At 66.5% G+C, this 12,488-nt stretch carries 14 protein-coding genes; 2 read left to right on the top strand and 12 right to left on the bottom strand.

Features of this window, described 5'->3' with window-relative positions; all coding sequences use genetic code 11:
- The first annotated feature begins 6 nt into the window (after positions 1–6).
- On the top strand, positions 7–810 hold the full coding sequence (locus tag V7778_RS15795; RefSeq protein ID WP_335556967.1) for an extracellular solute-binding protein: 804 nt from the start codon (positions 7–9) through the stop codon (positions 808–810).
- Between the two features lies 1 nt (position 811).
- Here the strand turns inward: V7778_RS15795 and V7778_RS15790 are convergent, their stop codons facing one another.
- The 3 genes from V7778_RS15790 to V7778_RS15780 all read right to left on the bottom strand — a co-directional run bounded on the left by V7778_RS15790 (position 812) and on the right by V7778_RS15780 (position 3,638).
- Positions 812–2,266, bottom strand: coding sequence for an ATPase domain-containing protein (locus V7778_RS15790; protein ID WP_335556965.1), 1,455 nt, complete (start codon positions 2,264–2,266; stop codon positions 812–814).
- A 12-nt stretch (positions 2,267–2,278) separates the two neighbouring features.
- Complete coding sequence (locus V7778_RS15785; RefSeq protein ID WP_335556963.1) at positions 2,279–2,680, bottom strand: hypothetical protein; 402 nt, start codon at positions 2,678–2,680, stop codon at positions 2,279–2,281.
- 76 nt (positions 2,681–2,756) lie between these two features.
- Entirely contained in the window at positions 2,757–3,638 is an 882-nt protein-coding gene (locus V7778_RS15780; protein ID WP_335556961.1) for a sensor histidine kinase, read from the bottom strand.
- Positions 3,639–3,918: 280 nt separating this feature from the next.
- Between V7778_RS15780 and V7778_RS15775 the strand changes: the two genes are divergently transcribed.
- A complete protein-coding gene (locus V7778_RS15775) occupies positions 3,919–4,302 on the top strand; it encodes a DUF1622 domain-containing protein (RefSeq protein ID WP_335556960.1) in 384 nt (127 codons plus the stop codon).
- On the opposite strand, the gene rng is transcribed toward V7778_RS15775, so the two are convergent.
- The 9 genes from rng to V7778_RS15730 all read right to left on the bottom strand — a co-directional run bounded on the left by rng (position 4,295) and on the right by V7778_RS15730 (position 12,465).
- Entirely contained in the window at positions 4,295–5,758 is a 1,464-nt protein-coding gene (gene rng / locus V7778_RS15770; protein ID WP_335556958.1) for a ribonuclease G, read from the bottom strand. The two genes, V7778_RS15775 and rng, sit on opposite strands and share 8 nt — an antisense overlap.
- A gap of 203 nt (positions 5,759–5,961) precedes the next feature.
- Positions 5,962–6,585 carry a Maf family protein gene (locus V7778_RS15765; protein ID WP_335556956.1) on the bottom strand — a complete coding sequence of 208 codons (624 nt, stop codon included), beginning with the start codon at positions 6,583–6,585 and terminating at the stop codon, positions 5,962–5,964.
- A gap of 6 nt (positions 6,586–6,591) precedes the next feature.
- Positions 6,592–7,062, bottom strand: a complete 471-nt coding sequence (rlmH, locus tag V7778_RS15760) for a 23S rRNA (pseudouridine(1915)-N(3))-methyltransferase RlmH (protein WP_211519828.1) — start codon at positions 7,060–7,062, stop codon at positions 6,592–6,594.
- Between the two features lie 6 nt (positions 7,063–7,068).
- Complete coding sequence (gene rsfS / locus V7778_RS15755) at positions 7,069–7,749, bottom strand: ribosome silencing factor (protein WP_335556953.1); 681 nt, start codon at positions 7,747–7,749, stop codon at positions 7,069–7,071.
- Positions 7,749–8,396, bottom strand: a complete 648-nt coding sequence (locus tag V7778_RS15750; RefSeq protein WP_335556952.1) for a nicotinate-nucleotide adenylyltransferase — start codon at positions 8,394–8,396, stop codon at positions 7,749–7,751. The genes rsfS and V7778_RS15750 overlap by 1 nt, the downstream gene beginning before the upstream one ends.
- Positions 8,393–9,304, bottom strand: a complete 912-nt coding sequence (hemF, locus tag V7778_RS15745) for an oxygen-dependent coproporphyrinogen oxidase (RefSeq protein WP_335556950.1) — start codon at positions 9,302–9,304, stop codon at positions 8,393–8,395. Before hemF ends, V7778_RS15750 begins: the two co-directional genes overlap by 4 nt.
- A gap of 266 nt (positions 9,305–9,570) precedes the next feature.
- Positions 9,571–10,836: a phosphoribosylamine--glycine ligase gene (purD, locus tag V7778_RS15740; protein WP_335556948.1), complete on the bottom strand. Its 1,266-nt coding sequence runs from the start codon at positions 10,834–10,836 to the stop codon at positions 9,571–9,573.
- Positions 10,837–10,849: 13 nt separating this feature from the next.
- Positions 10,850–11,575 carry a YebC/PmpR family DNA-binding transcriptional regulator gene (locus V7778_RS15735; RefSeq protein ID WP_335556946.1) on the bottom strand — a complete coding sequence of 242 codons (726 nt, stop codon included), beginning with the start codon at positions 11,573–11,575 and terminating at the stop codon, positions 10,850–10,852.
- Positions 11,576–11,676: 101 nt separating this feature from the next.
- Positions 11,677–12,465: a DUF2182 domain-containing protein gene (locus V7778_RS15730; protein ID WP_335556944.1), complete on the bottom strand. Its 789-nt coding sequence runs from the start codon at positions 12,463–12,465 to the stop codon at positions 11,677–11,679.
- Between the last annotated feature and the right edge of the window lie 23 nt (positions 12,466–12,488).

Here is a 12,488-nt window from a genome sequence, read left to right as displayed (position 1 = left end):
AACCCGATGCAACGCCGCCACCTGTTCGCCGTCCTCTTGTCCGCCACCCTGGTCTCGCCGTTCGCCTCCGGCCAGGAGACGATTCGCCTCTCGACCACCACCAGCACCGAGAACTCCGGCCTGCTCAAGCAGCTGCTGCCGGCCTTCGAAGCGAAAACCGGCTACAAGGTCCACGTGATCCCGGTCGGCACCGGCAAGGCGCTGGAGCTGGGCAGGAACGGCGACGTCGACCTCACCCTGGTGCATGCGCGCAAGCTCGAGGACCAGTTCGTCGGCGAAGGGTGGGGCGTGGACCGGCGCGACGTGATGTACAACGATTTCATCGTGGTCGGCCCCAGCGAGGACCCGGCCAGGCTGAAGGGCACGAAGGACGTGATCGCCGCCTTCAGGCGCATCGCTGCCACAGGCGCGAAGTTCATCTCGCGCGGCGACAACTCGGGCACCGACGTGATGGAGAAGGGCTACTGGCAGCAGGCGGGCGTGAAGCCGGCCGGCGCCAACTACGTATCGGCCGGCCTGGGCATGGGAGAGGTGCTGAACATGGCGGCCGAGATGAAGGCCTATACCCTGACCGACCGCGCCACCTACGGCGCCTACCAGGCCAGGACCGGGCTGGCGATCATCATCGAGGGCGACAAGCGCATGTTCAATCCCTATGGGATCATCGCGGTGAATCCGGCCAAGCATCCCAAGGTCAACTACAAGGGCGCGAAACAGCTGATCGAGTGGATCACCTCGCCGGAAGGGCAGGGACGCATCGCGGCCTTCAAACCGGCCGGCGAACAGCTGTTCTTCCCGTCCGCGCGGTAGCTCAGCGCGGGTTGGCCCGCCCCGTCAGCACGCCGTCGAAGGGCGCCGGTCCGTCGCCGATGACGATGCCTTCGTCGGTGATCTCGAAGCTGCGCAACTGCCGGCTGTGCCTGGAGCCGCGCACCTTGATCACCGAGATCAGGGTCTGCAGCTCGCATTGCGATTCGACATAGCGCTGCATGATGACGGCGTCCACCAGCGCGCCGCTGCCGTAGGGCGAGAGCCGCAGCTCCTGGTAGCGGTCTTCGAGTTCGCTCGTCATCAGGACCGTGACGCCCCGGGCGCCCAGCACCGTGGCCAGGCGGTACAGGGTTTCGCGCAGTTCCTCACGGTATTCCGGCGCCACGGTCAGGTCGAAGCCGGCCAGCGAATCGAGCACGACCCGGGTCGCGCCTTTCGCGTCGATCAGCTGCAGGAGTTCGTACAGCACCTCGTCGCTCGACAGGTCGAGTTCGCTGGCGCTCATCATCGCGATGTGCTCCGAGCGTACCAGCGCCTGGAGCTTGGGATTCATCATCTGGCCCGTGGTGCGCTCGAACAGCGCGATCACGCCGGTCTCTCCGTTGGCGGCGCCGGCGGCCAGGAATTCCGTCGCCAGGATGGTCTTGCCCGAGCCGGTTGGCCCCACCAGCAGCACCGAATACCCTGCCGGAATGCCGCCCCCGAGCATGTCGTCGAGCATCGCGACCCCGGTCGACAGGCGCCGCGTGCAAACCGGCGCGGGCTGCGCCGACCCGACCACTTCCGCCACCGGCAGGATGCGCGGGAAGATCTCGATACCGGAGGGGCCGATGCGAAAGGCGTGCAGGCCGGGACGCTGCTTCTTGCCGCGGATCTTGATGATCTGGATCTTGCGCGACATCGCATTGCGTTGCACGTGCTGGTCGAGCCAGAAGATGCCGTCGGCCACGGTGAAGATCGGATTGCGGTCCGCTTCGTTGCTGGTGTATTCGCCGATCAGGAAACTGGTGGCCTTCCAGGTGGTCATGTGCGCCACCAGCTGCTGGATGAAGGTCTGCAATGCGGCGACATCGCGGTCCTCGCCGCGCGCGCCTTCGACGAAGGAGCGGAAGGAATCGATGAAGACCAGCGCCGGCTTGTGGGCGCGCACTTCATCGAGGATCTGGGTCAGCACCGCGTCGTAGTCGCCTATCTCGACCTGCGGCGCGAGGCTGACGAAGTTCACCGAATCGCCCACCTTGGCGATGTCGAAGAAGCTGAACTGCTGCTGGTAGCGCAGCATCTTGACCGGCGGCTCGCCCATGGCGGTGAAAAACAGCGCCTTGCGCTGCGGTCCGGCCAGGCCGAACATGATCTGCTGGGCGAACGTCGTCTTGCCGCTGCCCGGTGCGCCGCCGATGATGTTGAACGACAGTTCGGGCAGGCCGCCGCCGAGGATGGTGTCGAGCCCGGTGACGCCGGTGGCAAGCGTGTGCAGGTCAAGTTTGTCGGTCATTGCCGCATTCTCCTAAATTGGCTGTCCATCGTCCGGCGGGAAGGCCGACAGCAGGAACCGGTTCGCCAGGCTTGGGCCGATCAGGTCGGCCAGGTCATCCGTGTAGGTGACCAGCAGCGCGCGGTTGGCGGCGGCGATGTGTTCCGGTGTTTGCCCGTCCAGGCTGCGGCTGAAAACATCGAAAGCCTGGGCCGGGAACAGGGTCGGGCCAAGCTGGGGCAGCCAGGGAAAGCGGCCCACATGCTGGGCAAGGCTGCGTTCGAACAGGGCGAGCGTGCTGAGCGGGCCGAGCAGCGGAGCGAAGCGGTCGAAAAGGGTACGCCAGACCGCGACGGCATTGGCGGCGGTGGCCGGTTCGCCACGCGGCTCCAGGCGCGCCATAATGCTTGCAAGCAGCTTAGTCTCTATTGGCATGGCGTTCGGCCGCTGGCTGCATGGTCCGCGGTCGGCAAGCTTCCGGTCGGTTGATGGAGGTGTTCAGAGCGCCATTCTATCCGATCGCAGCAGGCGCGGACGGATCCGTTTCCAGCGGCAGGCGCAGCAGCACGTCGGTGCCGTGGGTGCGGGCGCTGGTAACGCGCAGCGACCCGGCGCCGGCGGCGACCCGTTCGCGCAGGTCCAGCAGTCCGTAGCTGCTCGACTTGGCCGGCGCCTCGGTATCGAAGCCGATGCCGTTGTCGCTGACCGCCATCTCGAGCATGCCGCCGGCCACGCCGAGCCGCACGCCCACCCGGCTCGCCAGCGAATGGCGAAACACGTTGTTGAGGCATTCCTGGAGCACCCGGTAGACCGTCAGCACGGTCGACTCCGCCAAGACCAGCTCGCCGAGTTCGGCGCCGCCTTCCAAGGTGCAGGCGATGCCGCTGGCGCGCGTGAACTTGCGCACTTCCAGTTCCAGGGTTGCCTGCAGGCCCAGCTCCAGGCCGGTCGGCTGTAGCTCGCCGAGCAGTTGCTTGACGGCGCGCAGGCTGGCGTCGACGTTGTCGAGCGCGGCCCCGGCCCGGTCGTGCAGGCGCTGGTGCCGTTCGCCGGTGTGCTGGAGGAGGGTGGAGATGTCCATGCGCAGGGCCAGCAGGTTCTGGGCCAGCGAATCGTGGAGTTCGCGCGACAGGCGCTTGCGTTCGGCTTCGCGCGCGGCGAGCTGGTGGGCGATCAGGTCGTGCAGCTTTTGTTCGGTGAGGCGCAGGGCCTCGGTGGCGCGTTCGTAGGCGAAGATCCTTTCCACCAGCGCCTGGTTGACCAGCATCTGCTCCTGGGTCAGCTGCAGGACGGCGTCCTCGCGGGCGTCGCCGCCGCCCGCGGCGTGGACGTCGCCTCCGGCATGGCGCCGGCCGCGCGTACTCCTGTCGCCACTGGAAGGTGATGGTCGCATGTCGGAAGGCGGTGGGACCGCGCTGCAGGTTGAGGGAAACAGCTGCCAGAGTCAGACGCTAGGGATCTTGCCGCGGCAAGTCAAGAAAAACCCGGAATCGCCACGCCAGGTCATGCCGGCTGCATGCCAGCTGTGGCTTGGAGGGCAGGCAGGGGCGAATGGTTCCACCGCGGCATGCCCGTGCGGGCTGGCGCGCGCGGCCGCTCCGGCGGATCGGCTACAGTCGAGCCGGGGCAGGACACGGCCTGCTCCGAGCTGGTAAACCCGCCCGGGAGGAAGCGTGTTTTCGCATATCGAAGAGCAGGTCCGCGCCTGCGTGGAGTGGCTGCGGCTGGTAGTGGAAGCGCTCGGCGCGCTGGTGATCGCGGTCGGGGTGGTGCTGGTCGTGGCCGGCCTGGTGCGGCATGTGCTGTCACGGCAGGGCGGCGGCTTCCTGCCGATCCGGCTCACCTTCGCCCGCTACCTCACCCTGGCGCTGGAACTGCAGCTGGCCGCCGACATCCTCTCCACCTCGGTGGCCCCGACCTGGGACCGGATCGGCAAGCTGGCCGCCATTGCCGTCATCCGTACCGGCCTGAACTACTTCCTGACCAAGGAGATCAACGAGGAGCGCAAGAGCGAAGAATCTGCGCCGCGGCGCGAGCGCGGCGAGCGTCCTACATGAGGATGACGTCGTACTGCTCTTGGTGGTAACCCTTCTCCACCTGCAGCGAGATGCGCTTGCCGATGAAATCGCCCAGCATCGCCAGGTGCTGGGATTCCTCTTCCAGGAACAGGTCGATCACCTCCTGCGAGGCGACGATGCGGAATTCGCGCGGGTTGAACTGCTTGGCCTCGCGCAGCAGTTCGCGCAGGATCTCGTAGCAGATCGTGCGGCTGGTCTTGACCTGGCCCTTGCCGCTGCAGGCGGGGCAGGGTTCGCACAGGATGTGGGCCAGCGATTCGCGCGTGCGCTTGCGGGTCATCTCGACCAGGCCCAGGGCGGAGAAGCCGCTCACCGAGACCTTGGTGCGGTCGCGCGCCAGGGTTTTCTTGAGCTCGGCCAGCACCGCGTTGCGGTGCTCGCTGTTCTCCATGTCGATGAAGTCGAGGATGATGATGCCGCCCAGGTTGCGCAGGCGCAGCTGGCGCGCGATCGCGTGGGCCGCTTCCAGGTTGGTCTTGAAGATGGTGTCGGCAAAATTGCGCCCGCCGACGAAGCCGCCGGTGTTGACGTCGATGGTGGTCATCGCCTCGGTCTGGTCGACGATCAGGTAGCCGCCCGACTTCAGGTCGACGCGGCGGCCCAGCGCGCGCAGGATTTCTTCTTCCACGCCGTAGAGGTCGAACAGCGGGCGCTCGCCGGTGTAGTGGGTCAGGCGCGCCAGCACGCTGGGGGTGTACACCTGGGCGAAATCGACCAGCTTCAGGTAGTTCTCGCGCGAATCGACCTGGATGGTGGCGGTTTCGTCGTGCACGAAGTCGCGCAGGACGCGCTGGGCCAGGCTCAGGTCCTGGTAGAGCAGGGTGGTGGGCGGCCGGGTGCGCGCGCCCTGGACGATGGCGCCCCAGGTCTTGCGCAGGTAGTCGATGTCGGCCTTCAGGTCCTCGTCCGAGGCGTCCTCGGCCTGGGTGCGCACGATGTAGCCGCCTTTTTCCTCGCCAGGGAGCAGGTTCTGCATGCGGGTGCGCAGCAGTTCGCGGTCGGCTTCCTTCTCGATCTTCTGCGAGATGCCGATGTGCTGGTCCTGCGGCAGGTAGACCAGCATGCGGCCGGCGATCGAGACCTGGGTCGACAGGCGGGCGCCCTTGGTGCCGATCGGGTCCTTGATGACCTGGACCGTCAAGACCTGGCCGTCGAACAGCAGCTTCTCGATCGGGGTGGGCGGATTGCCGTTGCCTTCGTGGCTGCGCGCTTCCCAGATGTCGGCCACGTGCAGGAAGGCGGCGCGTTCCAGGCCGATGTCGATGAAGGCCGACTGCATGCCCGGCAGCACGCGCACGACCTTGCCCAGGTAGATGTTCCCCGCCAACCCGCGCGTGAGCGTGCGTTCGATGTGCAGCTCCTGAACCGCGCCCTGCAGGACCAGCGCGACGCGCGTTTCCTGCGGTGTGATGTTGATGAGGATATCTTCGTTCATGGGCCCGGCCGTGCAGTGTTGTTCAGACTGACATGATACACGGTGGGGAGGGCCTGCGACGGCAGGGTCGGCGGGGGAAATGAGTCCAGTGGACTCATTTCCCGCCGGCGCGGTGGTTGCAATCGGCTCTGTTGACGCGCACGGGCCGGCGAACGTGGATTGAACGCGTCGGCGGCGAAGCCGCCAACCCTGCCGAAAGCGGATCAGACGGCGTAGCCGGCCTTGCGCAGCAGGTTCGCTGTCTCGAACAGGGGCAGGCCCATGATGCCGGAGTGGCTGCCCTCGATGTGCTCGATGAACACGGCGGCGGCGCCCTGGATGCCGTAGCCGCCCGCCTTGTCGTAGGGCTCGGGCGAGGCGCAGTAGGCGCGGATCTGGTCCCGCGTGAGCTTGGCGAAGCGCACGTCGGAAACCTGGGTGACGTGCTCGGCGATATTCATGCCGTGCACCGCCACCGCGGTCAGCACCTGGTGGGTGCGGCCGGACAGGCGCTCGAGCATGTCTTCCGCTTCGCGGGTGTTGGCGGGCTTGCCGAGGATGAGGCCATCGATGGTGACGGTGGTGTCGGCCGACAGCACCGGACGCATGGGCTGGCGGCGGGCCAGCACCATGTTCCAGGCGAAGGCGCCTTTTTCGCGCGCCACGCGCGCCACGTAATCCATGGGCGCTTCGCTTGCGTGCACGTCTTCGCTGACGTCGACGCCGCGCGCCGGGTCGGCGCGCAGGGCCAGCAGTTCGAAGTCCACGCCGATCTGGCGCAGCAGCTCGCGCCGGCGCGGGCTCTTCGAGGCGAGATAGATTTTCTTGTCGTTAGGTCTCGTGAACATGGCAGCTCAGACGCGGTGATACGGATGGTTCTGGGTGATGGTCCAGGCACGGTACAACTGTTCCGCCAGCATGACGCGCACGATTCCGTGCGGCAGCGTCATGCTGGAGATGCGGATCATGCCCTCGGCGCGCGCCTTCAGCTCCGGATCGAGGCCGTCGGCCCCGCCGATGAGGAAGGCGGTGTCGCGCCCGTCCTGCTGCCACTGCTCGAGCTGGCGCGACAGGCCGACACTGGTCAGGTCCTTGCCGCGTTCATCCAGGGCAATGATGCGCACGCCTTTCGGCAGCACCGCTTCGATACGCTCGCGTTCGAGCGCCATCGCGGTGGCCGCCGTCTTGCTGCCGGAGCGCTCGACCGGCTTGATTTCCTTGAGCACGATGCGCAGTTCGGGCGGCATGCGCTTGACGTACTCGGCAAAGCCGGTCTCGATCCAGGCCGGCATCTTGTGGCCGACCGCGACAATCAACAACTGCATCGAGGCTTACTCTGCCGCTTTCTTCACGCGGCGGATCACCTTCTTGGCAGGTGCGGCATCGGCGGCGGGAGCGGCGGCCTTGGCGGAGACGCGCTTTGGCGGCTTGGCCTTCAGCGCTTCGACCGCGGCGGTTTCGCTCTTGCTCGGCGCTACCTTGACGGTCTTGCCGACCGGGGCTTTCTTGGCGGCAGGCTTCTTGGCCGGCGCCTCGGCAGCCGCTTTCTTGGCCGCCGGCTTGCGCTCGCGCACCGGCTTGGCTTCCGGCTGGTCCTGGTTGGCCGCCAGGTGCTTGGACTTGATTTTCGGCTCGGCAGCTTCAAGCGCTTCCGGCGTCGACTTGCGCTTGGCCGCGCCCAGCTTGACCGGCTTCTCGCCCCATATTTCTTCCAGGCGGTAGTACTGGCGGATGGCCGGCTGCATGATGTGGACGATCATGTCGCCCAGGTCGACCAGCACCCATTCGCCGGTGTCTTCGCCTTCCAGGCCGACCACGTCGCCGCCCGCCGCCTTGACCTTGTCGCGCACCGATGCCGCCAGCGCCTTGGTCTGGCGGTTCGAGGTACCCGAGACCACGGCAATGCGGTCGAACAGGCTGGTCAGGTGGGTGGTGTCGAACAGGACGATGTCCTGGCCCTTGACGTCTTCCAGGGCGTCCACCACCAGGGTTTGCAGTTTCTTGATATCCATTAGTTTTTATAGAGGTTGTGTTGTTGAATATAGTCTAGCACTTGCGCCATCACCAGCGCGCTTGCGTCCGCGCCATCGCGCAGGGCGTCGCGGATCTGCGTGGCCGAGATGTCGACCGCCAGCGTCTGCGCCAGACAAACTTTTCCGTACGGGGTTTCCCGCACTGCGTCCGGCGTTGCAAGCCGCGCGGACAATTCTTGGGCCACCTGTGGCGGCAGCTTGTCGCTCGCCAGGTCGTAGCCGGGACGGGCCGCCACGCCCAGGTTGGCCAGCCCGAACAGCGCATGCCAGTCGCGCCAGGTGTCGAGCTTCTGCAGCTGGTCGGCGCCCATCAGGAACACGATGGAGGCCTCCGACCCCAGCTCGGCGCGCAGGGCGCGCAGGGTGTCGACGGTATAGGTCGGCTGGTCTCGTTCGATTTCCTGCAAGTCCAGGAAGACCGGGAAGGGCTTGTTCTGGAAGGCCAGTTCCAGCATGGCGACGCGGTCGGCATCGCTGACCCGCAACGCGCCTTTTTGCCACGGACGGGCCGGCAGCACGCGCAGCTGGTCGGGGTGCAGCAGATCGGCGAACAGCTCGGCCAGTGCGACGTGGCCGTGATGCACTGGGTCAAAACTTCCTCCCAGCAAGGCAACGCAGAAGGTCACGACTGCAGCCAGTCCCGGTGGACCAGGAAGTCCGTATACAGCTGGGCCTCGGGGCTGCCGGGTTCCGGATGCCAGTCGTAGCGCCATTTCACGATCGGCGGCATCGACATCAGGATGGCTTCGGTGCGCCCGCCCGACTGCAGGCCGAACAGGGTGCCGCGGTCCCAGACCAGGTTGAACTCGACATAGCGGCCGCGGCGGTATGCCTGGAAGTCGCGTTCGCGCTCGCCGTAGGGCGTGTCCTTGCGTGCATTGAGAATGGGCAGGTAGGCGTTCAGGAAGTTGTCGCCCACGCTTTGCACCATCGCGAAGGCCGCGTCGAAGCCGGCCTCGTTGAAATCGTCGAAGAAGATGCCGCCCACGCCGCGTGCTTCCCTTCGGTGCTTCAGGTAGAAATACTCGTCGCACCAGGTCTTGAAGCGCGGGTGCAGCGCCTCGCCATAGGGCGCGAGCGCGTCGTGGCAGACCTGGTGGAAGTGGCGGGCGTCGCCGGCATCGCCGTAGTAGGGCGTCAGGTCCATGCCGCCGCCGAACCACCAGACCGGGTCCTTGCCTTCCGCCGTGGCTTCGAAGAAACGCACGTTCATGTGCACGGTGGGGGCGTAGGGGTTACGCGGGTGCAGCACCAGCGACACGCCCATGGCTTCCCAGGCGCGGCCGGCCAGTTCCGGACGCGCGGCCATGGCCGACGGCGGCAAGTTCTTGCCCATCACGTGAGAGAAGTTCACGCCGCCGCGCTCGATCACATTGCCTTCCTCGATCAGGCGCGAAATCCCGCCGCCGCCTTCAGGGCGTTCCCAGGCGTCGCGCAGGAAGGGCTTGCCGTCGACTTCCTCGAGGGCTTGCACGATGCGCGCCTGGAGCGAGAGCAGCCAGGCTTTGACGGCGTGGGGGGATGGGGTGGACATGCGGATCGGATAAGAATGCGAAAAAGTGGGCAGATTGTACACCTGGCTTTGAGGTGTTGTTACGTTTAGTACTTGGAATGGCGAGTACGAGCGCCGCATCGATGCAAAGAACTTGGGTTCCCGCCTGCGCGGGAATGACGGTTTTTTGGCAGCTGGCCACAACAGCTTGTCGTGGCTACCTGCTTCAACCCGTCATTCCCGCGCAGGCGGGAACCCAAGTTTGCTTGCATGCCGCTACCGTCTCCGGATACCGGCACGTGCAGAAATCACTTTACTCCACGCCACCCAATATCACGCCGATACTGCGCGCCATTGAAGTGGATCTTTTCCACCGTCTCATACGCCTGCTTCTGCGCCATCTTGACGCTGTCGCCCAGGCCGACCACGCACAGCACGCGGCCGCCGTTGGTCTGCAGGGTGCCGCCCACCATCTGGGTGCCGGCGTGGAAGGTGACGCATTCGGGCGTCTCGGCCGGGATGCCGTCGATGATGTCGCCCTTGCGCGGGCTTTCCGGATAGCCTTCGGCGGCCATCACGACGCCCACCGCGGTGCGGCGGTCCCATTCGAGTTCCACGGCGTCCAGGGTGCCGTTGCAGGCGTGGTCCACCACGCTCAGGAAGTCGCTCTTCAGGCGCGCCATGATCGGCTGGGTTTCCGGGTCGCCCATGCGGCAATTGAATTCCAGGGTGCGCGGGTTGCCGTCGGCGTCGATCATCAGGCCGGCGTACAGGAAGCCGGTGTAGGTGATGCCGTCCTTGGCCATGCCCTGGATGGTCGGGTTGATGATCTCGCGCATCACGCGCGCGTGCATCGACGGGGTCACGATCGGGGCAGGGGAATAGGCGCCCATGCCGCCCGTGTTCGGACCCTCGTCCTGGTCCTTGAGGCGCTTGTGGTCCTGGCTGGTGGCCAGGGCCAGGACGTTCTTGCCGTCGCACATGACGATGAAGCTGGCTTCTTCGCCGGCCAGGAATTCCTCGATCACGATGCGCGCGCCGGCGTCGCCGAAGGCGTTATCGGACAGCATGTGGTCGACGGCGGCATGCGCTTCGTCGAGGCTCATCGCCACCACCACGCCCTTGCCGGCCGCCAGGCCGTCGGCCTTGATGACGATCGGGGCGCCGTTGGCATTGATATAGTCGTGGGCCTGGGCCGCATCCGAGAAGCTCTGGTACTTGGCGGTCGGGATGCCGTGGCGCTGCATGAAGGCCTTGGCGAAGTCCTTCGAGCTTTCCAGCTGGGCTGCTTCCCTGGTGGGACCGAAGATCTTGAGGCCGCGCGCGCGGAACAGGTTGACGATGCCCGCCGCCAGCGGCGCTTCGGGACCGACCAGGGTCAGGTGGATGCCTTCGGCCACCACGAAGTCGGCCAGGGCCGCCGGATCGATGATCTCGATGTTGACCAGGTGCGCATCGAGTTCGGTGCCGCCGTTGCCGGGGGCGACGAAGACGGTCTGGACGCGTTCGGATTGGGCCAGTTTCCAGGCCAGGGCGTGTTCGCGGCCGCCCGAGCCGACTACGAGGATTTTCATGGGAGCTTCCGGTTTATTCTTCGATCACGGCGTTGGTGTAGACCTCCTGGACGTCGTCCAGGTTTTCCAGCGCGTCGAGCAGCTTCTGCATCCTGGCCGCGTCGTCGCCGGTGAACACGGTCTCGGTCGCGGGCTTCATGATGACTTCCGCCACTTCGGCCTTGAAGCCGGCCTGCTCCAGCGCGTCCTTCACGCCGGCGAAGGCGAACGGATCGCACAGCACTTCGAAGCCGCCTTCCTCGTCGGGGACGACGTCGTCGGCGCCGGCTTCGAGCGCGGCTTCCATCAGCTTGTCTTCTTCCACGCCAGGCGCGAACAGGAACTGGCCGGTGTGCTTGAACATGAAGGCCACCGAACCCTCGGTGCCCATGTTGCCGCCGAATTTGCTGAAGGCGTGGCGCACTTCGGCCACGGTACGCACACGGTTGTCGGTCATGCAGTCGACGATGATCGCGGCACCGCCGATGCCGTAGCCCTCGTAGCGCACTTCTTCATAGTTGACACCTTCCAGGCCGCCCGAACCGCGCTGGATCGCGCGCGTGACGTTATCTTTCGGCATGTTCGCATCGGCGGCCTTGTCCACCGCCAGGCGCAGGCGCGGGTTGGTGGCGATATCGCCCCCGCCCATACGTGCAGCCACGGTGATTTCCTTGATCAGGCGCGTCCAGATCTTGCCGCGCTTGGCGTCGGTGGCGGCTTTCTTATGCTTGATGTTGGCCCATTTGCTGTGTCCAGCCATGTCGAGAATTCCTTAGACGGTAAGGGAAGCTGCGGCTCCCAGTATGCAAGAGTGGCCGACATTCTAACATAGGCCCCTCTTGCAAAATCGTCAGGCCCGACTCATGGGAACAACAGCCAGGTCCCCCAGGCCAGCAGCGCCAGCCCGCCCGCGCTGGCGATCCAGTGCCCGCCAGCCAGCCTGATTTCGGCCGGCGCCAGCACCAGCAGGGCGGCGACCGGCGCCGGGTGGACCGGCCCGGCCGCCAGTGGCAGCAGCATCAGCAGCCAGATGCTGCCCATGCAGGTGCGGGCATGGCCGAAGCCGCGGCGCAGGGCGTCATGGGGATCGTCGCTCCAGTCGGCCAGCAGGCCCGGTAGCGGCGCGCGGCAGTGCGCCAGGCAGGCATGCTTGGCCGGCAGCCACTGGTAGATGCCGGCCGCCACCAGCGCCAGGCCAAGGGCCCCCGGATAGCGCACTCCCATGGTGTCGTCGAGCATGCCGGCGTCGTGCAGGGTCCATTGCATCAGGGCCGCGAGCAGCGCGAAACCGGCGCAGGGAAGCATGTGGCCAAGCACGAACAGCGCCGTGCGCAGGCGCGGCATGGGCGCGCAATGCCACCGGGCCGCGCGCGCGACCAGGATGGTGGGGCGGATGGCGAGCGGCAGCATCACGGCGGTGCTCATTCCGCCCCAGAGGGCGGTGACCAGCAGCAGCTGGCCGGCGCCGTAGGGGGCGGGGGCGGGGACGCCGGCGGCCGCGATGCTGGTAAATTCCGCGCCGGCCCCCGTGTACAGGGCGCCGACCAGGAGCACCAGCCAGCAGAGGACGGCGACCAGCGACAGCCAGACCAGGCCCAGTTGGACCTGCCGGTCGGCGGCGGCGTGGCTTCCGGTGTCGATCAGGTTCATGGTGCGGCCCCCTGGCTCGCCGC

This window comes from Massilia sp. DD77 (assembly GCF_036961685.1).
Lineage (GTDB): Bacteria > Pseudomonadota > Gammaproteobacteria > Burkholderiales > Burkholderiaceae_D > Telluria.
This window is presented reverse-complemented; position numbering and strand designations above follow the sequence as displayed.